The sequence below is a fragment of the Leclercia sp. M-A074-M genome (genome assembly GCF_965195605.1).
Taxonomy (GTDB): Bacteria; Pseudomonadota; Gammaproteobacteria; order Enterobacterales; family Enterobacteriaceae; genus Enterobacter.
The window spans coordinates 130,580-155,373 of the sequence record NZ_CBDAHM010000005.1 but is presented as its reverse complement, the minus strand read 5'-3'; the positions used below and the strand labels follow the sequence as shown (position 1 = coordinate 155,373).

Genomic DNA, 24,794 nt, shown 5'->3' with positions numbered 1-24,794 from the left:
GCACATCAGGAAAAAGCGAGGAAAGGAGAAACACAAAGCAGTAGCCCGGTGATAATAATAATCACCAGCGACACGCCTTTGTATTTATGCAGCGCAGGGACCTTGTAGACCAGCCACGCCGGAATTAAACAGCCCACCATGCCAAAAATAGGGCTGCAGATAGAGGTGAAGCTCAGCACAGGAGCATTTAATACAATGGCGCTCCAGGCAAGCAGTATGGCAAACACCATAATGCCGCGCTGTACGGTGGATTCATTGATTTTATCCGCCGGCAATTTGCGGCGCAGGATATTCATCACAATGCCTTGCGTCGCTTCACGAAAGCCGAGATAGACGCCAAAGAAAGCGGTCATCACAGCGAAGATATTCAGAATAACGCTGACGATTTTTACCCAACCCGCACCATCACCACTAATAAACTGCGCGGCAATTGCCAGGGCGGAAATATTCTGTTCATAGGCTTTGACCGCTTCCTCATGCCCCATCGCGAGGGTAAAAGAGACCGCGTAGAAAAAGACCGTCACAAACAGAATGCCAAACGCGATATTCATCGCCCGCAGGGCTTTGTACCGTGCCACTTCGATCGATTTTGCGCGGGAGCGGTAGGAGATCACCATTGGGCTGAGCGTCTGGATAAACAGAATGGAGGTGAGGGTAAACGGCAGCGTAATGATGGCATTCTTGATCAGCAGCCCCATCGGCGGCAGCGCGCCAACGTTATAGAGGTGCCACATACCAATCATTGAGATGCCCAGAGCCGCTACCACCAGCAGTTTGGTGAGCACCATCAGGCTGGAGACTTTAAACAGCAGTTTTTCACCCCGGGAAGAGATCGCCACCAGGATACAGATCAGTAATAAGCCATAGAAAGGGTTTTCTGACAGCAAACCGTCCGTCACGCCGAAGGTATGCAGATAAGAGGCGCTGTCGTTGGTAATCGCCGTGGAATATACAAACATCCAGATAACCAGCATGACAAAATAGAGCGCCCCTAACAGAATGCCCCAGTTTTTACCCAGATAACCGCTGATCACGCTCGGATAATCTTTGCACTCCGGCGATTCCGCCAGCGTATTAATAAACAGGCGCTGAAAGAGATACATCGCCGGATAACCAATGATGGAAGAGAGCAGAAAAACCCACAGGCCCATTAATCCCACCTGAACCGGGAGAAAAACAATACCGGCACCGATTGCCATGCCGATACTCATAATTATCCAACCGGTATCATTACTGTCGAATTTAATCGCTTCTTGCCATTCACTCTCACTCATTCCAGCCCGTCTTGCTGCCGGTGAGTCGCTCACAATTACGCTATTATTTGTCGCCGTATCCATTAGGCTCTCGCTTATTTTGTAGGGTAAACAGTTATTTTTATGGATATCTGCTCATCAGCGATAATGACCAGAGAGGTGCAGGCGTTTGTTATTCGTGTGGAAATATCATATCCGGAGAGGAAGAGAAAAAAATCACAACGTTAGTGGGGTTTTTGGCTAAAAAAAGAAAAAATTACTCTTTTTAAAAAAGAAGTGGGGCTACTTTTCTCATTGTGACGCACTTCAAGGAATAAAAAACCCGCGACACGCGCGGGTTGTTGAGCACTGGTACGTTAATGACAACTTATTCGCTCAGAGTCTGGGCGATTTGCGATCTGACTTCTGCCCGCTGCTCTGCCGTCAGGACCTGGCTCACATCGAAGTAATATTTCACGCGATAGTAACGCGCCTGCTCCTCAATGCGGCTGAACGCAGCCAGCTGATCTTTCACTGCCTTCTCATCCCATTTGCCGGACTGGATCACGTCAATCAACGTGCCATTTTTCACATCGCTGGTCGGGATTTTCTGCACGTTCTCTTCCAGCTGCTGGTGCAGAGCCTTAATTTTCGCGGTCTGTTCGCTGCTGAGTTTTACTTGCTGAACGATAGGATCCTGGGCAGGCTGCGGTGCGGTTGTCACTTCTGCCGCCTGCGCCACACCCGCAAAGCCTGTCATCGTTGCCGTCAGCAGCGCGATCCGGAAAATCTTTTTCATCTCACAATCCTCAATTATCTGTCAGGGAAGAACCGGAGTATTTTTCAATTACGGATGTTGATCTGTGAGGAAGTATATAAACAATTTTAAATGTAAATGCCGGGATGAGGGCAGAAAGCAAAAACCCCGCCGAAGCGGGGTTTCTAAAGAGTTGAAGCTGACCGATAAGCCGCATTCTTTTGGGTATAGCGTCGTTGGACAGTCATTCATCTTACCGCCAAGAAGCAAAAACCCCGCCGAAGCGGGGTTTTCTGAAGAGTTGAAGCTGACCGATAAGCCGCGTTCTTTTTGGTATAGCGTCGTTGGACAGTCATTCATCTTACCGCCAAGAAGCAAAAACCCCGCCGAAGCGGGGTTTTCTGAAGAGTTGAAGCTGACCGATAAGCCGCGTTCTTTTGGGTATAGCGTCGTTGGACAGTCATTCATCTTACCGCCAAGAAGCAAAAACCCCGCCGAAGCGGGGTTTTCTGAAGAGTTGAAGCTGACCGATAAGTCAGCTTTGTATCCCATTTCATCAGACACCAGAGGCGGTGGAATGCGGGTTGTAGCCCATAATGTATCCCATTCCGTATCTCATTTGAAGAAATTAGAACAATTTTACTTGAACTGATAATTAGTTTGCAGAAATATTAAAACGTACAAACACGTTGATGTTATAGATATAGCATTTAACGATGCAGTAGAACTGGAAAAAGATTGTATACTGTCCCGCAGAAGACCATTCCGAAAACCTAACATGATTAAATACACAATCCAGCCCATGCATTGCGAGTATCTCCATACCCATATGAAATATGCATTAGTTTATTTCACCAAGCTTCAATCGCAGCCAAGATATACTTAAAACCCCGTAGCCAGATCATTCAAACATTAAGACAAGGGATTAATCATAAAAAAGCAGAGCCATAATACATAATGGCCCTACTGCGTTTACGCTTAAACGGTAAGTTAATCTATTCGCTATCAAAGACTGCTTTATCAATAGCCATCATATACTTCAACAACAAATCAATATAACCATTTATATCTGCAAGACTGATATCATTCGCATGATCATTATGATGAATAATGTTATTTCTTTTTGTTACTATGGTATTAACAATATCTTTGTGAGAATTAAAATCGCTTGAGGTCACGAGATTAATACCAAAGTAAGAAAATGCCTTAATCGTTTTATAAGGGTTTCCAGATAAACCATCTGAAATTTCGCCTTTATCAACTGTCAAATCAGCATCACTATATTTTAAATCTTGCTCTTTAAACCCTTTTTTGTTGATCCGCCAAACTAAGAAGTTATGTGGTAAACAAGCACTTTTAATTCTATTATTTATCTTTTCACAATGCCATGCAGCCACGTCAGTCAAATAAGACTCAAGATATGTGCAAAGAGTAATAAGATATGACTTAACAAAAAAATTCACATTTTTGTTAAAAAATTCATTCTCATTCGCTATGATATTTCGCTCTGTGTCTGTAATAACCTCCTTTAATGATAAAAATAACGAACGATATCTTTCATAGCATTCAGTATTTTCCATCTATAATATCCTTGAGGATTTTGACCCAACTCTCTCTACGTCTATTTACAGAGGCTTTATTTTGCAACCCGCCAGACAAAGTTCTTTTAAATTCAGCGCTTGAGCAAAGATCGTTATAACCACGGCGGATAACTTCGGCTTTTTGATTTACGATATCATCACTCAACTTTCCAATTGTTGGCATTAAAATATCATAATGAACCAATCCTTTTCTTTTCCTTTTTACTGTAGGATTAGTAAATACATCATCCCCAAAAATTTTCTCACACTTTGCCAAGGATGATTTAAACTTTTCCCTCATTAAATTTAATTCATCGGCTGTACTTTTTGAGAGAGTTTCCATCTGATTATCTAAAAAGTCTTTTAAAGTATTATCAAAGTCTTTGAAGAAATCGTCTTCATAGAATGCAAAGAACCGCAACACCTGCTCATCCGGCTCTCGGCTATCTCTTTTAGCTGTTGTGGCTTCTGCCAAGCCAAAATTGCTAATCGCATCAATCTTGCCTAATTCTTCTAACAAATCATCAAATCCACCAGGATATAACGCATGTCTTATTTCCTGGTCAGACAGTTTAACAGCACCTTGGTTAAGCCTTGAGAAAATCTCTCTAATGAGAGACTTAGAATTCTCTTTCCTCAGAACAATACACCTTATCGTTGTTGACTCAAGTTCCGGACGTAATGAACCTAACTCAGAAAACTTCTTGCCCTCTAATTCTTTAAATGTTGTCATCCCTTCTAAGGCAAATTCATCATCTAAAAATTTCTGAATGGTCGTTAGTCGCTGAACTCCATCAATAACAATATGATTACCATCATCATCCTCAGCAAAATAACAAGAAGGTAGCGGTATACGCATTAAGCAAGATTCAATAAACTTTGAAGACCTAAGCCATCCGTCCTGATCCCATTTGTATTTACGTTGAAAGTCTGGATTTAATATTAGTTTAACAGGATTAGATTTCATCCTGGAACATAATGTCTCAAAAGGATAATCTATAGGGAATAAATTTAAAGTCTTATCATCATTAGCCATACAAAAGTCCTTGAAAGTACTAAATCGGAAAAAATCGGCAACCCTAAATAGCAGTGTTTACCATTTTTAATGCCGTCCGTCAAAAATTATGCAGAACTTATTGATATCCCTCGCAATTTCACTCTTAGCTGGCGAAATGATGAGGTACATAGCCAAAGCCGATCACTTTTGACACCTACCCACAGAGCGGAATATATCTCTGATAGTATGAGATACGATCAAGTAGCTTTTGGATATCCACTGGCACAATTGGAGAAGATGCTAAGCACAATGTTTTTCGCCCTCCCATGTATTGCTGGCAAGCGTCCCAAATATCAGTGAGATGATATCTCTTTTGGGTATACCTCACTGACAACGTGATATTTAGTATCAATAGGGTGTTGGTAGTATAGAATTGATAACGTTTCATGTGTGCTGTATACTTTGAGTGTTGAAGTAAAACCTCAAAGAGACAAAAGATGAACGTCCTAATTTATGCACGAGCCTCTACCAGAGAACAAGATTCCACACGTGCTGTCCCGGCGTTGCGTGAGTTTGCAAGGGAGCGTGGTTGGGCTATCAGTAAGGAATATGTCGAGAATGCTTCCGGGGCTTCCCTTGAACGTCCTCAGCTATCGCTGTTGCTTGATGAGGCTAACAATGGGGATTTGTTGCTGGTGGAGTCTATTGACCGCCTGAGTCGTCTGGAGGCTGTCCAATGGGAAAGTTTGAAGCGTACCATCCAAGATAAGGGACTGAAGCTGGTAGTGGTGGATTTACCCACCTCGTGGAAAATGCTTCAAGGGGATAAATCGTCATCTGTGGTGGATGGCATTATGGCAGCAGTAAATAACATGCTGATCGATATGCTGGCTACTATGGCCCGTCAGGATTATGAGACTCGACGTGCACGTCAAAAGCAAGGTATCGAGAAAGCAAAAGAGGCTGGTGTGTATGTCGGTAAAGCTAAGGATGAAAGGGCGCGGGAGGTTGTTAAATCTTTACTCAGTGCAGGACACAAACCCGCTAAAGTAATGGAACTGGCTGGAGTATCACGCGCCACTTTTTACCGCATCAAGAAGGAAATGGCGTGATTGCTCACGCCTAATTTTAAGCCTCAGAACACAAACTAAGCGTATAGATAGCGGTCTGCCCGTCGTTGTTAGTTGGGCGCATAACGAAAACAGGATCACTCCCGTTGTCAATGTAAGTAACCGCTATTCCACCGTCTGGGGTGGCGTACATCTTCGCAATACTTTTCTCTCCAATGAAACCCAGCCGCCAGGTTTTACCACCCATGCTCACTTTCATGCTTTTGTCCTGAACATCAAGACGAGTCTCGACTGAGGATTTTTGGCTACCAGAATCGATCTGCCCTTCCTGGATCGCCTTACAGGTGAACGTGGTTGCACTTGAGGCGAAGGGGAGAACGATCAGCGCCGCGAGAATCAATCTTTTCATGGTCTTCCTTTTTGCTGTGAGTTAGGTATTCATCGGGAGTCATTATAAAACCATCAATTGATAAAAACGATCGATTTGCATTGAATTGATCGATTAAATTGATCAATCTTGAAACTATAATCCCTATGCACAGTTGTTGGGAGCGATGGGTTTTGACAACGGAATCAAAGGAGAAAGTTTGTGACAAGAGTAATATTGGCGATATCAGGGCTATTGTTCTCGCAGTTTGTGGCAGCAGAGCAGATCACAATGTCCGATCCTCAGCAGGAAACGACGGAGAGCGGGAAAACGCTATACACGTATCAGAACAGCAATTACCTCTTCACCTACGTAACTAAGGGGAAATGTCCGTATACCAAAACCTTTCAAACCGATGATGCAAAGTAAGTGCACAGCAATGTGATGAAAACGCCACTCCTGCCGTACATTTTTATCAATCACAAGTGCCTGTAGAGGCAATAAACCGCCCATCTTCAATACGCCAGCGCCACGCTCGGTTTCCACTCACGTTCAGATAGAACTCTTCCAGATCGTAATTAATCGGCTCACGCGATTCTGCTGGTAGGATTACATCGTTCAGATCCTGCTGCAAAACCAAGAAACCAGGAACTACCTCTACGAAAGGCAATCCCTCCCATTCGTTGTAAACACCGTTTATAGCGCCTGTTGGTGCACCCAACGCTCTTAACTGAGCATCAATTTCAGAGTTTTTTTGTCTTGCCATAGATAAAGTCTCCGGCGCTCTACTGCGCCATTTGGGGGAATGATGAATCCTGTCCGACATTCCTCGGATCAGGGGATAGATAAGTTTTTTTAATTTCGCGTTTACACGAAGTTGTTAAGCAAACATGCGTTTTCGTCGTGGTGGCGACCTTCGCCATTAGCCAAGGTGCCACGCATAACGAACGATTGGACACGTGTTATGTTCCAACTGGGTTGTCACAGTCTTAATGAATAAGAAAAAAAGATTTAGGGCCGTTAGGGACGCTTGCCCCGTTTAGGCCTTATTTCCCAAGGGCTGGGATAGTACGGCTCTATTTTGTCAGGGCCGTTTTAGGGCTGTTATGCAGCTTCGATCTGAGGGTAGTATTTCGACAGATACCATTCACGGGCGTGTCCCTTATCCATGTCAGAATGATACCAAAGCGCACCCTTTGTTAACGGAGTGTCCTTAAATCGAGTGAGTGTGAATAATCTTGCGCTGGTATAACCGTGTTTACTTAGCCAATCCGTTGCTTCATTGTCCCGACTAAATGCCGGACAACCTTCACGAAAAGCATTGAAAGAGAACACTTGGTGGCTTTCGGTGAATACTGCCGCTTCTGACTCTGCCGGGGAGACACTTGCCTGTTTCATCCGTTCCAACGCTGCGCTGTGTGGTGGTCGGTATGGATTGAAGTCACTGAGATCGTATTGCATGAACCAACGATAGACGGCCTCCAGCCCGCCAGCTTCTAACCAGTCGCTAAGGCGTGCGATGAATGCTGCTGTTTCATCGTGATCCACTTGGTGCTTAATGAAGTGTGTCGCATAGTGCCGGCGGTCGTTATCGTCAACTTCTATTGGCGTTGGACTGTTGCTAAACGTCATGAATCGCGTGTATGTCGCTACCTTACGGGCATTCTCGTACAACGGTCTAATGTCCACTGTTGGTTCGGTCTGTATAGACTTCAGTGATTCTGCAACTCGGCGGCTTGCTTTCGGAGGATCATCGAAAACAATTATCAGATTATCGGCTAACGCACCGTTATGTTTTTCGGTTAGTTGGGAGTAGCTCGAATAATGCTTTGTTTGCCCCGCCAGCAGCGGTGAAAGTATTTTCTGGAAGAGAAATCCTTTGCCCGTGCCGGTATCAGATGGGATCACAAGATGCCATGTTGGACGCTCTTCTGGGCGCTGGAAACAGTGAGCTAACCAAGCGCAGACGTTGGCGCGATCGTCTCCATCAGGGAACATCCTCACCAAGTATTCAAACCATGGTGTAAGGATGTCTACTGGAGACTTGTCACTGGAGAATTTGCGAAATGTATTAAGAATCCCATCGTCAGAAAGGCCAGACGGCAACGCCGGATTGAAGATACTTTGGGCAATGTATGGAAGTGTTCGAAATACAACGGACTGCCATAGTGGATTCCATGAGTTCCCTGAAAAACGAGCGTAATGTACCGCAAGGGAATCGAGACTATGATCGGTGCCTGTGTTGATGTTGCGCAACTTAACGCCACCAGGCAGTGAAATCAGGGCGTATCCCTGGCTACGCAGGTGAAGCGAGAAGGCTTCAACTGGGGGTGGGGGTGTGGCTGTGTGTGTGGTCGTCTCTTGTGTCATAGGTGTCGTGCTCCTGTGCGTCGTATAAAAGTTTAATAATCTGTGCTGCGCGTGAACGGTGTTCGCGCGTATTGTCCAGCCATTGTTCAATGTCTTTTGGAACGATTAATTGCATGGCTTAGCATCCTGTTTTTGAAGGCTTTTCATAAAGCAAGTGGTCGTAGTACGCCCATGCTGTCCCGTAGTAAACGGCGAGATTTCGGAGGTACGTTAGGAAGCGTTCCCAGCTTAGGTAGGGCCAGATCTCCAGAGCGAACTCATAAAGTTGCGTGGTTACTGCGTCATTACGTCCCAACCATGCATCAAATAACGGCTGAGCGAACTGCTGCGGCTTCCAACCCTGCTGAATTAGGAAGGCTCGCACCTTTCCCTCAAACGTGTTTGTTGAGCGATTGAGGACCAACCTACATGTCCCTGTATCGTGGTCATGGTCGATGCATGGAGAATTTAGTCTGGTGCCCGTAATCGGGTCTTTACCATCCTGGAGTGAGGACATCATTTCTCTGTAAGCCGGGCGTTGCCGGGAGGCTAACCGCCGGGAATCTGACGGCATAGCGAACTGTTGAAATTGTGCGTCTACCATCACACCTCGAATGCTGCGAAGATCGCTTGTTCAGTAGTGATAGCGTCTTTGGCTGACTGTTCGGCTGCTGCTGCTTCCTGCTTTCGCTGGCGTTGTTGACGGACGATTTCCAACACTTCTGCGGCGATATCCGACTTCAGACGTTCAGATGCCGCCGCTACAGCCTCCTGGCGTTCCTGTACCAGCAGAATCTCCGGTTTAAACATGCTCACCTCGAAGAAAGGCGAAGATTGATAATGGTTGCAGGCTTGAGGATTGAGGATGTAACCGTTGTCCAGATAAGCAGCCGCCTTAGTGATGACCAGCGGGAATACCTCGTTGAAGACGATGGTGGTGCTGACTTCGGACAATGCTACTTTTTCCGCTTGCGTGATACGTTCGTCATAAAGACGCTGGATGAGGGCTGTTTGTTCTTTAGTTAGTTTCATTAATAATGCGCTCCTTTGCTTTAAGAATTTTGTTCAGATTTATGGACTTGCAGCACTTACAGCGGAATGGGCTATCGGTGCTGGTGGCAGTTTCGCTAAGAAAATACTCGTCGCGATGATGGATAAGTCCGCTTTTTTCATACTCATTGAGATGCAGATGGGCGTTGTTGTAGCCCCATCTCTCCACGTACTCTTCAAAGGTGAAGACGTGATGTTGCTGGTGTTCCAGCCAGAGAAGGAAGCCGATTCGTTTCGGTGTCTGTGGCAGGCCCAGCAGTTTTAGCCGCGATTTGCACGCGTGCCATGTGGTGTGGTCAACCTTGCCGCGCAGACGTGCGGAGTCCGTTACGTCGATTGACGCTAAGTTTTTATTTTCCAAATAATGATTTCCTGATGGTAATAAAAAACCCGCAAGCGGATTGATCCAGCCTACCAAGGAGAAGAGGCAGAAACTGGCACCTGCGGGATTTTATGTGTTTCGGTGGGATGTCGGGGAAATCTTCCCCTTAATTACATAATAACACGAATCATTCTCATTTGTCAAGCACTTTATGAGTTTCACTATTAAAATCAATAAATTAAACCATTGGAAGCGGTGGCGTACCTGATGAGAAAAACACGCTGTTTGCCATAATTTATAAAAGTAGGGGGAATCTCCCCTGCACTTACAGGAAGGTTGATGAGAGTTTAGTCCCAGCAAATACCATCAACCACTGGAAGTAAATTCGTCACAGTAAACTTGTGGGTGTATCGCTGGGTTTGCCCTTCCCCACTATGCTCATGTCCGACCACCTTCTGAACTGGCGTAAGCTCGTTAGTTTTTCGCGCTTCTGTAATAAATGTGTGGCGAAGGCTGTGCACGACGCGGCGAGCGCCATAATCATTGAGATAAGGGATCTCAAGAACCTCACGAATATCGTGGAAAAAGTGGGTGATCTGGTTGAAGTTAGTGAGGTCAGGGAAAAGCGAATCGCCAGCAGAGAATCCCTCTACATAGTCCAAAAATCCAAGATCAAGCAGATGAAGTGATAGCGGTACTTGCCTCGTACCTGCTTCGGTTTTGGTATCATCAATCATGATGTAGTAACGCTGGGAATCATCATCAAGACGAACATCCGAACGCTTTAGTTTGGCGATCTCTGCCCGACGTGCACCAGTATAGGCAAGGAGGAGCGGTATCCACTTTTTCCAACCTGATAGATTTTTGAAATGGGCCACCAGCCTGCGCATTTCTGTTTTGCTGTAGTCTCCATAGCTTTTGCTGTGTGCTTCATAACGAACGTTTAGCGTCGGTGAAGATGCCAGTATATCCATTTCAGATGTTAGATAAGTAGAGAACAACCCCTGGCATAGCTTCAGATAATCTTTAACGGTCTTCGGTGCCACACGGTCATCCTCGGGAACCTCATCCAAATCTAAACACTCCCGAACCGTCATCTTGTTATATGGCTTCTTGTTCTGACGGGGTAGACCCGCCACCACTTCCAGCAAGTTTTTGATATCGCGGCGGGTGATTTTGTCCACTGGCGTATCAGCCCCCAGCACTTCTCTGATGACCATGAAGTACTTTTCGTTCCCCTTCCGAATCTTCGGATTCCAATCTGATTTGAACACCAGAAAACCATCCCATGCCTTTTGCAATGTCATGGCTGGCGCAGAATCTTCAACCGGAGACACTGCGACAGGTAGAGGGATTTTCTGTTTCAGATCGTTGAGGATCTGGGAGTACGTCGAAAAATCTTTACTCAGAAAAGCTGCATTGGCCTTCTGCGACTGGTGCAAAAGAATATCGTACTTTGACGCTGCGGCGACAATGGCACTTTCCATACCTGAAATATCGAAACGCTGAGCCAGAGACTCAAGAAAAAAAGATTCCGTCGGGGATGCTTCGCCGTTGAAGAGTTGATCTTCATAGAACTCTTGAAAAAACTGTGCGAACGCCCGACCAGTATCTGGTGATAACGGTGGGGTTACATCTCCCCTTATTTTTCGCTGGCGAGCGTCGGCGGGGATATTCTCAACATAGCCATAAATCTCTGCATGTTGCGCGGCTACGAAAGCATCAATGTCATGCTGGGATAGCTTTTTCATCATTCGTATGATTCTCTGTAACTGATCGCGGTGGATAGTACCAGATCGCAAAAGAGCGAAGAATGGCGTTAGTCGGGAGATCAGGAACTGACATCGGCGTGGGCTATCCGTACCAAGCGAGCAACGGAAAAATTGATTATCAGACAATCTGAAGTAAGCGTAAAAAACGCCGTTACGCTGAAGCGTATGAGGTAGGTAACAATCGTTGATGTATCCCATTCTGTATCTCATTTATGCTTCTAAGTGCCTGAGATACATCAACTTATTGTTTTTAAAGAAGTTGAAGCTGACCGATAAGCCGGGTTCTGTCGTTGGACAGTCATTCATCTAGGCCAGCAATCGCTCACTGGCTCAAGCAGCCTACCCGGGTTCAGTACGGGCCGTACCATGTGAACCCCTATTTGGCCTTGCTCCGGGTGGAGTTTACCGTGCCACGGACTGTTACCAGCCGCGCGGTGCGCTCTTACCGCACCCTTTCACCCTTACCTGATCCCACTTGCGTGGGCCATCGGCGGTTTGCTCTCTGTTGCACTGGTCGTGGGTTTCCCCCCCAGGCGTTACCTGGCACCCTGCCCTATGGAGCCCGGACTTTCCTCCCCTCCGCCCGTCTCCCCCGAAAGGGACGACGACGAAGCGGCGACTGTCTGGTCAGCTTCGGCGCGCAGTATAGAGGGTTTGCGCCCCGCTGTCACCCTTCGGTGAGCATCCCTACCCGTAGGGTGGCGGCAATATTGCGCGAGGCGCGATAAATATTGTCAAACGCGCCGCGGAACGCCTCTTCCAGGGTGCTGATACTGGTCAGGACGCTGAACACCGCATCGATGCCATATTGATGAACCACCCCGACGTCGCTGGTCAGGCTGCCGGCGATGCCGATGACCGGCTTGCGATATTTACTGGCGACGCGCGCCACGCCCACCGGCACTTTGCCGTGAATACTTTGACTGTCCAGGCGCCCTTCGCCGGTCACCACCCAGGTGCAGTCGTGAATATGCTCTTCGAGATTCAGCGCCTGGGTGACGATTTCAATGCCGCTCTTCAGCTCCGCGCCGAGGAACGCCATCAGCGCGGCGCCCATGCCGCCTGCCGCACCCGCACCGGGGACATTTTTAACCTCAATACGCAGCGCGGTATTAATCACATCGGCGTAGTGAGAAAGATTGTTGTCGAGCTCGGTGATATTGGCTTCTGTCGCCCCTTTCTGCGGGCCGAAGATGCGGGAGGCACCCTGCTCGCCGATCAGCGGATTGCTCACGTCGCAGGCCACCCGTATCGCGCAGGTTTTGAGACGCGGATCGAGCAACGAAATATCAATATTGTTTAACGCCATCAGGCTGCCACCGCCGTGGCCAATCTCGGTGCCGTTGGCATCGGTCAGTTTTGCCCCCAGCGCCTGAACCATCCCTGCGCCGCCGTCGTTGGTTGCGCTGCCGCCAATCCCGATAATGATATTGCGCGCACCTTTATCGAGTGCGGCAAGGATCAGCTCGCCCGTCCCGCGGGAGGTGGTAATCAGCGGGTTGCGCTGTGCCGGAGGAACCAGTGCCAGTCCGCTCGCCGCCGCCATCTCAATAAACGCCGTCACGCCATCGCCGGAGATCCCCCAGCAGGCATTGACACTTTCGCCCAGTGGCCCCGTCACTACTGCATGCTGCATCGTGCCATTGGTGGCGGCAACCATCGCTTCAACCGTGCCTTCCCCGCCATCCGCAACGGGAACCGAAACATACTCTGCATCGGGAAAGATCTCCCGAAAGCCTTTTTCTATCGCCTGCGCTACCTCGGTGGCAGACAGGCTTTCTTTGTAAGAGTCAGGGGCGATTACGATTTTCATAGTTATAGCCTGTTACCGCTTAAGGCAAAAATAGCGGGCGCGTTCCCGCGCCCGTCTTTGTTAGCGAGAAACTTCCACTTTCGCTAGTTTTTCGTAATAGCACGCGAGGGCGCTGTGGTCTGCCGTTCCCAGCCCATCTGCGCGCAGGGCCTGCATCATCTCCATTACCGCCGCGGTCAGGGGTAGCTGTGCCCCCACGCCGTGAGAGGTATCCAGCGCGTTCGCCAGATCCTTGATGTGCAGATCGATACGGAAACCCGGCTTGAAGTTACGATCCATGACCATTGGCGCTTTGGCATCCAGTACGGTGCTGCCCGCCAGGCCGCCACGGATGGCCTGATACACCAGATCCGGGTTAACGCCCGCTTTGGTCGCCAGGGTCAGGGCTTCAGACATCGCGGCGATGTTCAGGGCCACGATGACCTGGTTTGCCAGCTTGGTGACGTTACCGGCACCAATCTCACCGGTATGCACCACGGAGCCGGCCATCGCTTTCAGCAGGTCGTAGTATTTGTCGAAGATGGCTTTGTCGCCGCCCACCATCACAGAGAGGGTGCCGTCGATAGCTTTCGGCTCGCCGCCGCTCACCGGCGCATCCAGCATGTCGATGCCTTTTGCTTTTAACGCCTCGCTGATTTCACGGCTGGCCAGCGGTGCGATGGAGCTCATGTCGATCAGCACGGTGCCAGGTTTTGCCCCTTCGATGATGCCGCCTTCGCCCAGCGCCACCTCTTTAACGTGCGGGGAGTTTGGCAGCATGGTGATGATCACATCGCACTGCTCAGCAATGGCTTTTGCCGTGGTGGCCGTTTCTGCGCCTGCGGCGATCACTTCGGCAATGGCTTCCGGGTTACGGTCTGCAACCACCAGTGAGTAACCTGCTTTGATGAGGTTTTTACTCATTGGTTTACCCATGATACCCAGGCCAATAAAACCAACTTTCAGTGTCATAATTGCGTCTCTCTTTATTCAGTGGTGGTGGTTATTTCTTGAAGGAATCCGCTAACTTCTGGGTGGCGGAGCGGAACACGCCGAGATCGCTGCCGACGGCGACAAAGGTTGCGCCCCATTCCAGATAGCGGCGGGCATCAGCCTCGACCGGTGCCAGAATGCCGCACGGCTTACCGTGCGCTTTGGCACGGGCAAAGATATGCTGGATGGCGCGCTGCACTTCCGGGTGATTTGCGTTCCCCAGGTGGCCAAAGGCGGCCGCCAGATCGCTTGGGCCGACAAAGATGCCGTCTACGCCGTCAGTGGCGGCGATGGCATCGACGTTGTCCACGCCCTGCTGGCTCTCAATCTGCACCAGGATGGTGATGTTTTTGTTCGACTGGGCGAGGTAGTCCGGCACGGTGCCAAACATATTGGCACGATGGGAGACCGACACGCCGCGAATGCCTTCTGGCGGATAACGGGTGGAGGCCACCGCCTGCACCGCCTCTTCGACGTTTTCCACAAACGGGATCAGGAAGTTATAGAAACCAATATCCAGCAGGCGCTTGATGATCACCGGCTCATTGGTCGGCACGCGCACCACCGGCGCGCTGTGGCTGCCTTTCAGCGCCATCAGCTGCGGGATAAAGGTGGTGACGTCGTTCGGCGCATGTTCACCGTCCAGCACCAGCCAGTCAAAACCTGCCAGTCCCAGCACTTCGGTGCTGATTGGGCTTGCCAGCGCGGACCAGCAGCCAATCTGAATCTGATGTGCCGCGAGGGCCGCTTTAAATTTGTTTGGGAAAATATCGTTACTCATCGCTTATACCTTTGCTTATTTCTGCAATTCCATACGTTTGATGTCGCCCACTACGAACAGGTAGCAGAACATCGCCATCAGCGCCGAACACCCTACGAACAGCAGTGCCGCGTTGAACGAATGCAGCTCACTGACCAGATAGCCAATCACCAGCGGAGTGACGATTGACGCTACGTTGCCAAAGACGTTAAACACACCCCCGCACAGGCCAACAATCTCTTTCGGTGCGGTATCGGATATGACCGGCCAGCCCAGGGCACCAAACCCTTTACCGAAGAAGGCCAGCGCCATCAGCGCGACCACCAGCGTGGTGTTGTTGGTGTAGTTGCACAGAATGATTGAGGAGGCCAGCAGCATACCCAGCACGATCGGCAGCTTACGCGCCAGGGTAATCGACTTGCCTTGCTTAATCAGGTGATCCGAGAATACGCCGCCCAGTACGCCGCCGGCAAAGCCGCACAGCGCCGGAATGGATGCCACCAGGCCCACTTTCAGAATCGACATCCCCTTCTCCTGCACCAGATAAATCGGGAACCAGGTGAGGAAGAACCAGGTGATGGTGTTGATAAAGTATTGCCCGAAAAAGACGCCCAGCATCATGCGGTTAGACAATAACTGTTTGATGTAATGCAGCTTCGGACCGCTGGCCGCTTTGTCGCCTGGCTTTTTGTGGTCCATATCGACCACCGCGCCGCCCTCCTTAATGAACTTCAGTTCATCGGCGCTTATGCCTGGATGGTCGGTCGGGTTATGAATAAACTTCGCCCACATGCCGGTCAGCACAAAGCCAATCACACCCATTACGGTAAAGACATGTTCCCAGCCCCAGGCGAAGGTCAGCCAGCCGAGCAGCGGGGAGAAGAGCGCCAGCGAGAAATATTGCGCGGCGTTAAAAATAGCTGATGCCGTACCGCGCTCTTTGGTCGGGAACCAGGCCGCCACGATACGGGCGTTAGCCGGGAAGGATGGCGCCTCGGAGAAGCCGAGCATAAAGCGCATAAAGAACATTGAAATGCCCGCCCACGCCAGCGGGAAAAGATCGACAAACCCCTGCAGGAAGGTGAACAGCGACCAGAAGAAGAGGCTGTAGGTATAGACCTTTTTCGAGCCGAATTTGTCCAGCAGCCAGCCGCCGGGGATCTGCATCAGCAGATAGGCCCAGCCGAAGGCGGAGAAGATGTAGCCCATCGACACGGCACTTAATTGCAGCTCTTTGGCGACTTCCGTTCCGGCAATAGAGAGCGTGGCGCGGTCAGCGTAATTGACAGCGGTAACAATAAAAATGATGAGTAATATTAAATAACGGGTGGGGAAACCCTTTTTAGTTTCAACGGTAGTATCCAGCAACATATTTATTTCCTCTGGTACATCAATGAAATTATTTTTATTGTTTTAAGAAAGAGGCAGTCCTGATTATTTTGCTCATTAGAGAGAGGTAATTACGGTTAATTAACCAAATCCATGAAAGCGTTAATGAGTATAATCAAGCGCCCACCACCACGCATTGTCGCATTGCTCAATTATCAACTTTATTGTGAATATTATTTTGAGCATATGCACAAACCCCTGGGCGCTGATGCACAGATTTCGCCATTGCTCCCCTTATGGGCAGGCCACCGTCATAAATGAGTGATCGCGATCACATTATTAATTCCCCATGCCTGACATTCTTTATTCCACTGAGCAGAGTCTTTATTTTTTATAACGAGAAAATATAGTTACTCTTTGATCAATTAATTATCCCCCACGCGCTGGAGAATACTGGACAATGGCCGACATCGAAATTCGTCAAACGTCGCCGACCGCGTTTTATATTAAGGTACATGAGACCGATAACGTGGCGATTATTGTTAACGATCAGGGGTTAAAAGCCGGAACGCGTTTCCCGGACGGACTTGAACTCATCGAGCATATTCCACAGGGCCATAAAGTGGCGCTGGTGGATATCCCGGCGCAGGGCGAAATCGTGCGTTATGGCGAAGTCATCGGCTACGCCGTGCGCGCCATCCCCCAGGGCAGCTGGATTGATGAGTCGCTGGTTGCCCTGCCGGAAGCCCCGCCGCTGCACACCCTGCCACTGGCAACCCGCGTACCGGAGCCGCTACCTGCGCTTGAAGGCTACACCTTTGAAGGTTATCGCAATGCGGACGGCAGCGTAGGCACCAAAAACCTGCTCGGCATCAGCACCAGCGTGCACTGCGTGGCGGGCGTGGTCGATTATGTAGTGAAGATGATCGAACGCGATCTGCTGCCAAAATACCCCAACGTCGACGGCGTGGTGGGTCTGAACCACCTTTACGGCTGCGGCGTGGCGATCAACGCTCCGGCGGCAATTGTCCCTATCCGCACCATCCACAATATCGCCCTGAACCCGAACTTCGGCGGCGAAGTGATGGTTATCGGCCTCGGCTGCGAGAAGCTGCAACCCGAAAAGCTGCTCCAGGGTACTGAAGACGTGCAGGCGATCCCGGTGGATGACGCCAGCATCGTGCGTCTGCAGGATGAGCAGCATGTCGGCTTCCGGTCGATGGTGGATGACATTCTGCAGGTCGCTGAGCGCCATCTGGCAAAACTGAATCAGCGCCAGCGTGAAACCTGCCCGGCCTCTGAGCTGGTGGTGGGAATGCAGTGCGGCGGCAGCGATGCCTTTTCGGGCGTGACCGCCAACCCGGCAGTGGGCTATGCCTCGGATCTGCTGGTGCGCTGTGGCGCCACGGTAATGTTCTCCGAAGTGACCGAAGTGCGCGACGCGATCCATCTCCTGACGCCGCGCGCCATCAACGAAGAGGTGGGCAAACGCCTGCTGGAGGAGATGGCCTGGTACGATAACTATCTCGACATGGGCAAGACCGACCGCAGCGCCAACCCGTCACCGGGCAACAAGAAAGGCGGCCTGGCGAACGTGGTAGAAAAAGCGCTGGGCTCCATCGCCAAATCGGGCAAGAGCGCCATCGTTGAAGTGCTTTCCCCGGGTCAGCGCCCGACTAAACGTGGCCTGATCTACGCCGCCACGCCAGCCAGTGATTTCGTCTGCGGTACCCAGCAGGTGGCCTCCGGGATCACCGTTCAGGTCTTCACCACCGGTCGCGGCACCCCGTACGGCCTGATGGCGGTGCCGGTCATTAAAATGGCGACCCGTACCGAGCTGGCGAACCGCTGGTTTGACCTGATGGATATCAACGCGGGCACTATCGCTACCGGCGAAGAGAGCATTGAGGATGTGGGCTGGAAGCTGTTCCACTTCATCCTCGACGTGGCGAGTGGACGTAAGAAGACTTTCTCCGATCAATGGGGATTACATAACCAGCTGGCGGTATTTAACCCGGCTCCGGTGACCTGAGTTTGCAGTAAACCTCCTTTAGCATGGCTTCGGCCATGCTTTTTTTTGCCTTTCGTTCTGGCTGATGCGCGCCATTCCGAATTTTTGCCGATCTGAAGTAATTATCGTCTGACGGGACAAGCGCTGCCTATCTTAAGACCTGCCAGTACCCACCTTTTCTGGCACCGACCCGTTGTACCTTACCCTTGCTTTGTAATGCGCTAAGGTAGCGTTCTACCGTACGGGAGGTTACACCGAGCATTGAGGCCAGGGTAGAAGCTGTCATTTTTGGCTGGGCAATCAGAAGTTGCAGGATGGCATCCTCTTTTTCCGACATTTGTTCCGACATTTGTTCCGACAATGCATGCGGGGTTGCGATACTTTCACGCAGCGCATCGGCAAGATTGTGTAGCATAAATTCTACAAAAGCCGTGCAATCGCTGGCTTTATCACACTGCCCAAGGATGGCGTAGTACCGCTCTTGCTGAAAGTGGATCAGCGTTTCCACCGGCAACCAGGCCAGCTCGGCACGCCAGTGGCTGAGGATAAGAGTCTGCCAGAGACGCCCCATACGGCCATTACCGTCGGCAAAGGGATGGATAAATTCAAATTCATAGTGGAATACAGAGCTGGCAATTAGCGGGTGCAAGTCTGTGGCATTAAGCCAGCCAAGCAGCTCATCCACCAGACGAGGTACCTGAGATGCAGGAGGTGCCATATGCACCAGTTGGTTACCACGATAGATCCCGACATCCCCCTGGCGCAGTTGCCCGGGATTATCTACGAGCCCCTTCATCAGGAGCCGATGGGCACTCAGCAAATCTTTCAGACGACTGGCTTGCCAGATATTCAGGTGCTCATAGGCCTGGATGGCGTTTCTGACTTCCTGAATATCTTTTGCCGGGGCCAGCACCCGCTTTCCATCCATAATTGCGGTCACCTGCCCGGTGGTCAGCGAATTATGTTCAATGGCTAACGACGCCTGGATAGTACGAATACGATTCTCTTTACGCAGCAGAGGTGAAGCTCGCCCCGTATAAGCAGCCCAGTGTCCCAGCAGTTCTCCCGTTTCAACCACCAGATTAAGGATTGCAGACGTAATCGTAAAAGGCGGTTGATAACGGCTCACGAGCTTACTCCCCCTGCTGCTCCAGCGCATATTTATACAGCGCATTCTTTTTCACGCCGTGGATCTCCGCCGCCAGCGCGGCCGCTTTCTTCAGCGGCAGTTCAGCCTGCAGCAGCGCGAGGGTGCGCAGGGCATCCGCAGGCAGGGCGTCCTCTTCGGCCTTGTGCCCTTCGACAATCAGCACCATCTCGCCCTTGCGGCGGTTTTCATCCTCTTTCACCCATGCCAGCAGCTCGCCAACCGGCAGGCCGTGGATGGTCTCCCAGGTTTTGGTCAGTTCGCGGGCCAGCACCACGTAACGCGCCTCTCCCCAGACGGCGACCATATCTTCCAGGCTCTCCAGCAGACGGTGGGTCGATTCGTAGAAGATCAGCGTGCGCGGTTCGGCTTCCAGCGCCTTCAGCACGTCGCGACGACCTTTGGATTTGGCGGGCAGGAAGCCTTCGTAGCAGAAGCGGTCAGACGGCAGACCCGCCGCGCTCAGGGCGGCAATGGCGGCACACGGCCCCGGTAACGGGACAACCCGAATGCCCGCCTCGCGGCAGGTGCGGACCAGATGGTAGCCTGGATCGTTAATCAGCGGCGTGCCGGCATCGGAGACCAGGGCGATGTTCTGCCCCTCTTTCAGCTTTGCCACCAGCGTCTCGGCCTTTTGCTGCTCGTTATGATCGTGCAGGGCAAACAGGCGGGCGTTAATGGCGAAGTGTTGCAGCAGCAGGCCAGTGTGGCGTGTATCTTCAGCCGCAATAAGATCAACGCTTTGCAATACGGTGAGCGCACGTTGGGTAATATCAGATAAATTCCCGATAGGAGTAGGTACAATATATAGCTGACCCTGAGAATTATCTGCCGTTTCGTGTTGTTTCATTGTTTCATCCGTATTGCCGATTTAATATTGAGCATTGCGTAAAAAATATCACTGGATACAGTATGGTACCCTTAACGTTTTTTCATAATAAAGCCACGCGCAGCCTTCCGCTGGTGCTGGCAGCCCTGTTCTTTGCAGGCTGTGGCACACAGGCGCCCGATCAAAGTGCTGCCCACATGGAGGGTACAGCCCAGGCTGACTCCGGCTTCTATCTGCACCAGATGGAGCAGAGCTCGAATGATACCAGGATCAACTGGCAATTACTCGCCATTCGTGCACTGCTGAAAGAGGGTAAAACCCAGCATGCCACCGATCTGTTTAACCAGTTGCCGCAGGATCTGACCGATACCCAGCGTCGCGAACAGTCCCTGCTGGCCGCCGAGCTGAAAATTGCGCAGAACGATGCTGCCGGCGCTAAGAAGATCCTCGGCAATATCGACATCAGCGCGCTGGATAAAAATCAGCAGGCGCGTTTCTGGCAGGCAGGTATCGCCGCTGAGCAGGGGCGTCCTTCCCTGACGCTGCTGCGGGCGTTGATCGCCCAGGAGCCGCTGCTCTCCGCTGCCGAAAAACAGAAAAATATCGATGCCACCTGGCAGACGCTCTCCGCCATGAACCCCGATCAGGCCAATGCGCTGGTGATTAACGCCGACGAGAATATCCTGCAGGGCTGGCTGGATCTGCAGCGCGTCTGGTTCGATAACCGCAACGATCCGGATATGCTGAAAGCCGGAATTAAAGACTGGCAAACCCGCTATCCGAATAACCCGGGCGCAACCATGCTGCCAACGCAGCTGGTTAATGTACAGAACTTCAAGCCAGCCTCCACCAGCAAAATCGCCCTGCTGCTGCCATTAGGTGGCCAGGCCGCCGTCTTTGGCCGCACGATCCAGCAGGGTTTTGAAGCGGCGAGAAACGGTACTGCCGCCGTCGCGGGCAGCGCAGTTCCCGCCCAGGTCGCCCAGGCCGCTAATGCCGGTGATGTGGTGAGCCCATCCAGTGCCGAAACCAACGATCTGACCGCGACCCAACCTGTCGCTGCCCAGCCAGGCACGCTTCAGAATCCGGTGCAGGCCCCTGCCACCCCTCAGCCTGTCGCCGCGCCGGAAGGCAACGTACAGGAAGGTAACGTGCAGGAGCCGGTGCAGACTCCGGTCACGACACAAGAGACGCAGACCGTCGCCCAACCACAGGTCATGGGTAACCCATCTGCGGAGATAAAAGTGTATGACACCAGCAACCAGCCGCTCGATCAGGTGCTGAGTCAGGTGCAGCAGGATGGCGCCAGCATCGTAGTCGGCCCGCTGCTGAAAAACAACGTGGACGAGCTGGTGAGAAGCAACACCCCGCTGAACGTGCTGGCGCTGAACCAGCCGGAGCAGGTACAGAATCGCCCGAACGTCTGCTACTTTGCCCTGTCGCCAGAAGACGAAGCCCGCGATGCGGCCCGCCATATCCATGAGCAAGGTAAGCAGGCTCCTCTGCTGCTCATCCCGCGCAGCCAACTGGGCGATCGCGTCGCGACTGCCTTTGCCCAGGAGTGGCAACAGCTGGGTGGCGGCATCGTCCTGCAGCAGAAATTTGGCTCAGCCTCAGAACTGCGCGCAGGCGTGAACGGCGGAGCGGGTATTGCCCTCAGCGGTAGCCCGGTGACTGCCAGCCTGCCGCAGCAGCAGAGCGTGACGATTGGTGGTCTGACTATCCCGGCTCCGCCAACGGATGCGCAGATCAGCGGCGGCGGTAACGTGGATGCGGCCTACATTGTCGCCACCCCGGAAGAGATCGCCTTTATCAAACCGATGATCGCCATGCGTAACGGCAGCCAGGCGGGCGTGTCGCTGTACGCCAGCTCACGCAGCGCACAGGGCACCGCAGGCCCGGACTTCCGTCTTGAGATGGAAGGGCTGCAGTACAGCGAAATCCCGATGCTCGCAGGGGCAAACCCAGAGCTGATGCAGCAGGCGCTCAGCAGCGTGCGTAACGACTACTCGCTGGCGCGCCTGTATGCCATGGGCGTGGATGCCTGGGCGCTGGCGAACCACTTCACCCAGATGCGCCAGGTGCCGGGCTTTACCCTTAACGGCAATACCGGCGATCTCACCGCCACTCAGGACTGCGTGATTAACAGGAAGTTATCATGGCTCAAATACCAGCAGGGACAGATCGTTCCGGCCAGTTAACCCGCAAACAGACCGGCGACGCGCGCGAATTACAGGCGCGTCGCTGGCTTGAGCGCAAAGGACTGCGCTTTATCGCCGCCAACGTTCGCGGACGCGGCGGTGAAATTGACCTTATCATGCAGGACGGCCCGTCCATCGTGTTCATTGAGGTGCGCTACCGCCAGTCATCCCGTTACGGCGGGGCCGCCGCCAGCGTGACCCGGGCCAAGCAACAAAAATTGTTACACACCGCCCAGTTGTGGCTTGCCCGGCATAATGGCAGCTTTGACACTGTGGATTGCCGGTTCGATGTGGTAGCCTTCACCGGAAACGCCATCGAATGGTTCAAAAACGCCTTCGGCGAAGACGCGTAAATCAGATCGTTAAGGGATACCGTGCTCGAAAGAATTAAGGTTTGCTTCACGGAAAGCATTCAGACTCAGATTGCAGCAGCAGAAGCGCTGCCGGACGCCATCTCCCGTGCGGCGATGACGCTGGTTCAGTCCCTGCTTAACGGCAACAAAATCCTCTGTTGTGGTAATGGCACCTCGGCCGCCAACGCACAGCATTTTGCTGCCAGTATGATCAATCGTTTTGAGACAGAGCGCCCCAGTTTACCTGCCATTGCACTTAATACCGATAACGTGGTCTTAACGGCGATTGCCAACGATCGTCTTCATGATGAGATCTACGCCAAGCAGGTGCGCGCGTTAGGGCATGCCGGTGATGTCCTGCTGGCCATCTCCACGCGCGGCAACAGCCGCGACATCGTGAAAGCCGTGGAAGCGGCCGTCACGCGCGATATGACCATCGTTGCGCTGACCGGTTACGACGGCGGTGAGCTGGCAGGGCTGTTAGGTCCGCATGATGTTGAGATCCGTATTCCTTCCCACCGCAGCGCGCGCATTCAGGAGATGCATATGCTGACGGTGAACTGTTTATGCGATCTGATCGATAACACGCTTTTCCCTCACCAGGATGATTAAGGAGTAAACATGAAGGCACTTTCGCCCCTCGCAGTCCTTATTTCTGCGCTGCTGCTTCAGGGATGTGTGGCTGCAGCGGTAGTGGGTACCGCCGCAGTGAGTACCAAAGCCGCGACCGACCCGCGAACCGTGGGCACGCAGGTGGATGACGGCACCCTTGAACTGCGCGTGAACAGCGCACTCTCCAAAGACCAACAGATTAAGAAAGAAGCGCGTATTAACGTAACGGCTTATCAGGGCAAGGTTTTACTGGCCGGCCAGGCGCCGAATACCGAACTTGCCTCCCGCGCGAAGCAAATTGCGATGGGTGTAGAAGGGACGACCGAGGTATTTAACGAAATACGTCAGGGCCAGCCGATTGGCCTGGGTGCCGCCTCAAATGACACCTGGATCACCACCAAAGTGCGCTCCCAGCTGCTGGGTAGCGATCAGGTGAAATCCTCTAACGTGAAAGTGACCACCGAGAACAGCGAAGTCTTCCTGCTCGGCCTGGTGACCGAGCGTGAAGGTAAAGCGGCGGCGGATATCGCCAGCCGGGTGAGCGGCGTGAAACACGTGACTACCGCCTTCACCTACATCAAGTAATCTCCCCCGCCCTCTGCCGCTGGCAGAGGGCGCTCATTCCTCTCCCTGCGCCTGCTCCCTGATTTTCGCCGACGGAATAACATTGACTCCTGCCGGTGCTGCACCCAGCGCCTCCTGTAGCATAACCTGCGCCACATCCCGCGCCTCGACAGACTTCCAGTTGCCGGGCAGCAGACTGAACAGCGGGGAAAACAGCGACTCGCTGAAGCGATGCTTCTCCCGCTCCCCCAGCAGCATTGACGGACGCACAATGGTCAACCGCTCCCACTTCTGGGCGATCAGGGCCTCTTCCATTTTGCCTTTCACCTTGTTGTAGAAGAACGGCGAATGCGCGTTAGCCCCCATGGCGCTCACCACCAGGAAATGCTTCGCCCCGAGTCGTTTGCCGGTCAGCGCAGTATCCACCACCAGCGTGTAATCGGCATGGATAAAGGCCTCTTTGCTGCCCGCCTCACGCCGGGTGGTGCCCAGACAGCAAAAGACGGTATCTACCGGATCCTGAACCTGTGCCAGCGCATCGGTCAGTTGCGGATCGTGGGGATTAAACACCCCTTCGATATCGCCCAGCGGGCGACGCGTCGGGGCGGCGATATAGTTGATCTTCTGCTCCTGGATTAGCATACGCAGCAGGTGCCCACCCACAAGGCCGGTCGCGCCGGTAATTAAAACCTGACTCATTACTCCTC

General features: G+C 51.8%; 25 protein-coding genes and 1 other RNA gene. 8 read left to right on the top strand and 18 right to left on the bottom strand.

Annotated features, from left to right (window positions below; all coding sequences use genetic code 11):
- Positions 1-5 precede the first annotated feature (5 nt).
- Complete coding sequence (locus ACOKCT_RS12465; protein ID WP_156655264.1) at positions 6-1,337, bottom strand: amino acid permease; 1,332 nt, start codon at positions 1,335-1,337, stop codon at positions 6-8.
- 283 nt (positions 1,338-1,620) lie between these two features.
- Entirely contained in the window at positions 1,621-2,031 is a 411-nt protein-coding gene (locus tag ACOKCT_RS12460) for a Spy/CpxP family protein refolding chaperone (RefSeq protein ID WP_263950241.1), read from the bottom strand.
- A 151-nt stretch (positions 2,032-2,182) separates the two neighbouring features.
- On the opposite strand from ACOKCT_RS12460, the gene ACOKCT_RS12455 reads away from it, so the two are divergent.
- Positions 2,183-2,641 (top strand): hypothetical protein, encoded by a 459-nt coding sequence (locus ACOKCT_RS12455; RefSeq protein WP_420193529.1) that lies wholly within the window; start codon positions 2,183-2,185, stop codon positions 2,639-2,641.
- Between the two features lie 343 nt (positions 2,642-2,984).
- On the opposite strand, the gene ACOKCT_RS12450 is transcribed toward ACOKCT_RS12455, so the two are convergent.
- Together ACOKCT_RS12450 and ACOKCT_RS12445 are read right to left on the bottom strand one after the other, a co-directional pair.
- The gene (locus ACOKCT_RS12450) at positions 2,985-3,569 is read right to left on the bottom strand and encodes a HEPN domain-containing protein (RefSeq protein ID WP_220317083.1); all 585 of its coding nucleotides are present in this window, start codon (positions 3,567-3,569) and stop codon (positions 2,985-2,987) included.
- Positions 3,556-4,605 carry a DUF262 domain-containing protein gene (locus ACOKCT_RS12445; RefSeq protein WP_220317084.1) on the bottom strand — a complete coding sequence of 350 codons (1,050 nt, stop codon included), beginning with the start codon at positions 4,603-4,605 and terminating at the stop codon, positions 3,556-3,558. The genes ACOKCT_RS12450 and ACOKCT_RS12445 overlap by 14 nt, the downstream gene beginning before the upstream one ends.
- A 458-nt stretch (positions 4,606-5,063) precedes the next feature.
- Between ACOKCT_RS12445 and ACOKCT_RS12440 the strand changes: the two genes are divergently transcribed.
- Positions 5,064-5,678: a recombinase family protein gene (locus ACOKCT_RS12440; protein WP_105604601.1), complete on the top strand. Its 615-nt coding sequence runs from the start codon at positions 5,064-5,066 to the stop codon at positions 5,676-5,678.
- A 16-nt stretch (positions 5,679-5,694) separates the two neighbouring features.
- Here the strand turns inward: ACOKCT_RS12440 and ACOKCT_RS12435 are convergent, their stop codons facing one another.
- Positions 5,695-6,045 carry a hypothetical protein gene (locus tag ACOKCT_RS12435; protein WP_048998060.1) on the bottom strand — a complete coding sequence of 117 codons (351 nt, stop codon included), beginning with the start codon at positions 6,043-6,045 and terminating at the stop codon, positions 5,695-5,697.
- Positions 6,046-6,225: 180 nt separating this feature from the next.
- Here ACOKCT_RS12435 and ACOKCT_RS12430 point away from each other — a divergent pair, with 180 nt between their 5' ends.
- Positions 6,226-6,432 (top strand): hypothetical protein, encoded by a 207-nt coding sequence (locus ACOKCT_RS12430; RefSeq protein ID WP_141437889.1) that lies wholly within the window; start codon positions 6,226-6,228, stop codon positions 6,430-6,432.
- A gap of 46 nt (positions 6,433-6,478) precedes the next feature.
- On the opposite strand, the gene ACOKCT_RS12425 is transcribed toward ACOKCT_RS12430, so the two are convergent.
- From ACOKCT_RS12425 to ACOKCT_RS12380, 10 genes are all read right to left on the bottom strand, one after another.
- The gene (locus tag ACOKCT_RS12425; protein ID WP_063155291.1) at positions 6,479-6,769 is read right to left on the bottom strand and encodes a hypothetical protein; all 291 of its coding nucleotides are present in this window, start codon (positions 6,767-6,769) and stop codon (positions 6,479-6,481) included.
- Between the two features lie 338 nt (positions 6,770-7,107).
- Entirely contained in the window at positions 7,108-8,373 is a 1,266-nt protein-coding gene (locus tag ACOKCT_RS12420; protein ID WP_227660981.1) for a primase-helicase family protein, read from the bottom strand.
- 582 nt (positions 8,374-8,955) lie between these two features.
- On the bottom strand, positions 8,956-9,384 hold the full coding sequence (locus ACOKCT_RS12415; RefSeq protein ID WP_064179037.1) for a hypothetical protein: 429 nt from the start codon (positions 9,382-9,384) through the stop codon (positions 8,956-8,958).
- A complete protein-coding gene (locus ACOKCT_RS12410; protein ID WP_003844871.1) occupies positions 9,371-9,763 on the bottom strand; it encodes a hypothetical protein in 393 nt (130 codons plus the stop codon). Before ACOKCT_RS12410 ends, ACOKCT_RS12415 begins: the two co-directional genes overlap by 14 nt.
- A gap of 308 nt (positions 9,764-10,071) precedes the next feature.
- Positions 10,072-11,478: a tyrosine-type recombinase/integrase gene (locus tag ACOKCT_RS12405; protein WP_226876165.1), complete on the bottom strand. Its 1,407-nt coding sequence runs from the start codon at positions 11,476-11,478 to the stop codon at positions 10,072-10,074.
- A 275-nt stretch (positions 11,479-11,753) separates the two neighbouring features.
- An RNA gene (gene rnpB / locus ACOKCT_RS12400) (RNase P RNA component class A) lies at positions 11,754-12,131 on the bottom strand.
- 32 nt (positions 12,132-12,163) lie between these two features.
- Entirely contained in the window at positions 12,164-13,309 is a 1,146-nt protein-coding gene (gene garK / locus ACOKCT_RS12395; RefSeq protein ID WP_159339896.1) for a glycerate 2-kinase, read from the bottom strand.
- A 60-nt stretch (positions 13,310-13,369) separates the two neighbouring features.
- Positions 13,370-14,260 carry a 2-hydroxy-3-oxopropionate reductase gene (gene garR, locus ACOKCT_RS12390; RefSeq protein WP_103177141.1) on the bottom strand — a complete coding sequence of 297 codons (891 nt, stop codon included), beginning with the start codon at positions 14,258-14,260 and terminating at the stop codon, positions 13,370-13,372.
- A 31-nt stretch (positions 14,261-14,291) separates the two neighbouring features.
- Positions 14,292-15,062, bottom strand: a complete 771-nt coding sequence (garL, locus tag ACOKCT_RS12385) for a 2-dehydro-3-deoxyglucarate aldolase (protein ID WP_103177142.1) — start codon at positions 15,060-15,062, stop codon at positions 14,292-14,294.
- A gap of 15 nt (positions 15,063-15,077) precedes the next feature.
- Positions 15,078-16,412, bottom strand: a complete 1,335-nt coding sequence (locus ACOKCT_RS12380) for an MFS transporter (protein WP_103177143.1) — start codon at positions 16,410-16,412, stop codon at positions 15,078-15,080.
- Positions 16,413-16,830: 418 nt separating this feature from the next.
- On the opposite strand from ACOKCT_RS12380, the gene garD reads away from it, so the two are divergent.
- Positions 16,831-18,402 (top strand): galactarate dehydratase, encoded by a 1,572-nt coding sequence (gene garD / locus ACOKCT_RS12375; protein ID WP_420193528.1) that lies wholly within the window; start codon positions 16,831-16,833, stop codon positions 18,400-18,402.
- A 127-nt stretch (positions 18,403-18,529) separates the two neighbouring features.
- Here the strand turns inward: garD and ACOKCT_RS12370 are convergent, their stop codons facing one another.
- On the bottom strand, positions 18,530-19,510 hold the full coding sequence (locus tag ACOKCT_RS12370; RefSeq protein WP_159339895.1) for a Fic family protein: 981 nt from the start codon (positions 19,508-19,510) through the stop codon (positions 18,530-18,532).
- A 4-nt stretch (positions 19,511-19,514) separates the two neighbouring features.
- The gene (gene rsmI / locus ACOKCT_RS12365; protein ID WP_103177146.1) at positions 19,515-20,378 is read right to left on the bottom strand and encodes a 16S rRNA (cytidine(1402)-2'-O)-methyltransferase; all 864 of its coding nucleotides are present in this window, start codon (positions 20,376-20,378) and stop codon (positions 19,515-19,517) included.
- Between the two features lie 62 nt (positions 20,379-20,440).
- On the opposite strand from rsmI, the gene ACOKCT_RS12360 reads away from it, so the two are divergent.
- Genes ACOKCT_RS12360 through dolP form a run of 4 tightly spaced genes read left to right on the top strand, consistent with a single transcriptional unit; the run spans position 20,441 to position 24,108 of the window.
- On the top strand, positions 20,441-22,558 hold the full coding sequence (locus ACOKCT_RS12360) for a penicillin-binding protein activator (protein WP_420193527.1): 2,118 nt from the start codon (positions 20,441-20,443) through the stop codon (positions 22,556-22,558).
- Positions 22,516-22,911 carry a YraN family protein gene (locus tag ACOKCT_RS12355; RefSeq protein WP_103177148.1) on the top strand — a complete coding sequence of 132 codons (396 nt, stop codon included), beginning with the start codon at positions 22,516-22,518 and terminating at the stop codon, positions 22,909-22,911. The genes ACOKCT_RS12360 and ACOKCT_RS12355 overlap by 43 nt, the downstream gene beginning before the upstream one ends.
- A 21-nt stretch (positions 22,912-22,932) precedes the next feature.
- Positions 22,933-23,523 carry a DnaA initiator-associating protein DiaA gene (gene diaA, locus ACOKCT_RS12350; RefSeq protein ID WP_032614385.1) on the top strand — a complete coding sequence of 197 codons (591 nt, stop codon included), beginning with the start codon at positions 22,933-22,935 and terminating at the stop codon, positions 23,521-23,523.
- A gap of 9 nt (positions 23,524-23,532) precedes the next feature.
- The gene (gene dolP / locus ACOKCT_RS12345; RefSeq protein ID WP_103177149.1) at positions 23,533-24,108 is read left to right on the top strand and encodes a division/outer membrane stress-associated lipid-binding lipoprotein; all 576 of its coding nucleotides are present in this window, start codon (positions 23,533-23,535) and stop codon (positions 24,106-24,108) included.
- 33 nt (positions 24,109-24,141) lie between these two features.
- Here dolP and ACOKCT_RS12340 read toward each other — a convergent pair whose 3' ends face one another.
- Complete coding sequence (locus ACOKCT_RS12340) at positions 24,142-24,786, bottom strand: NAD(P)H-binding protein (RefSeq protein ID WP_103177150.1); 645 nt, start codon at positions 24,784-24,786, stop codon at positions 24,142-24,144.
- Positions 24,787-24,794 lie beyond the last annotated feature (8 nt).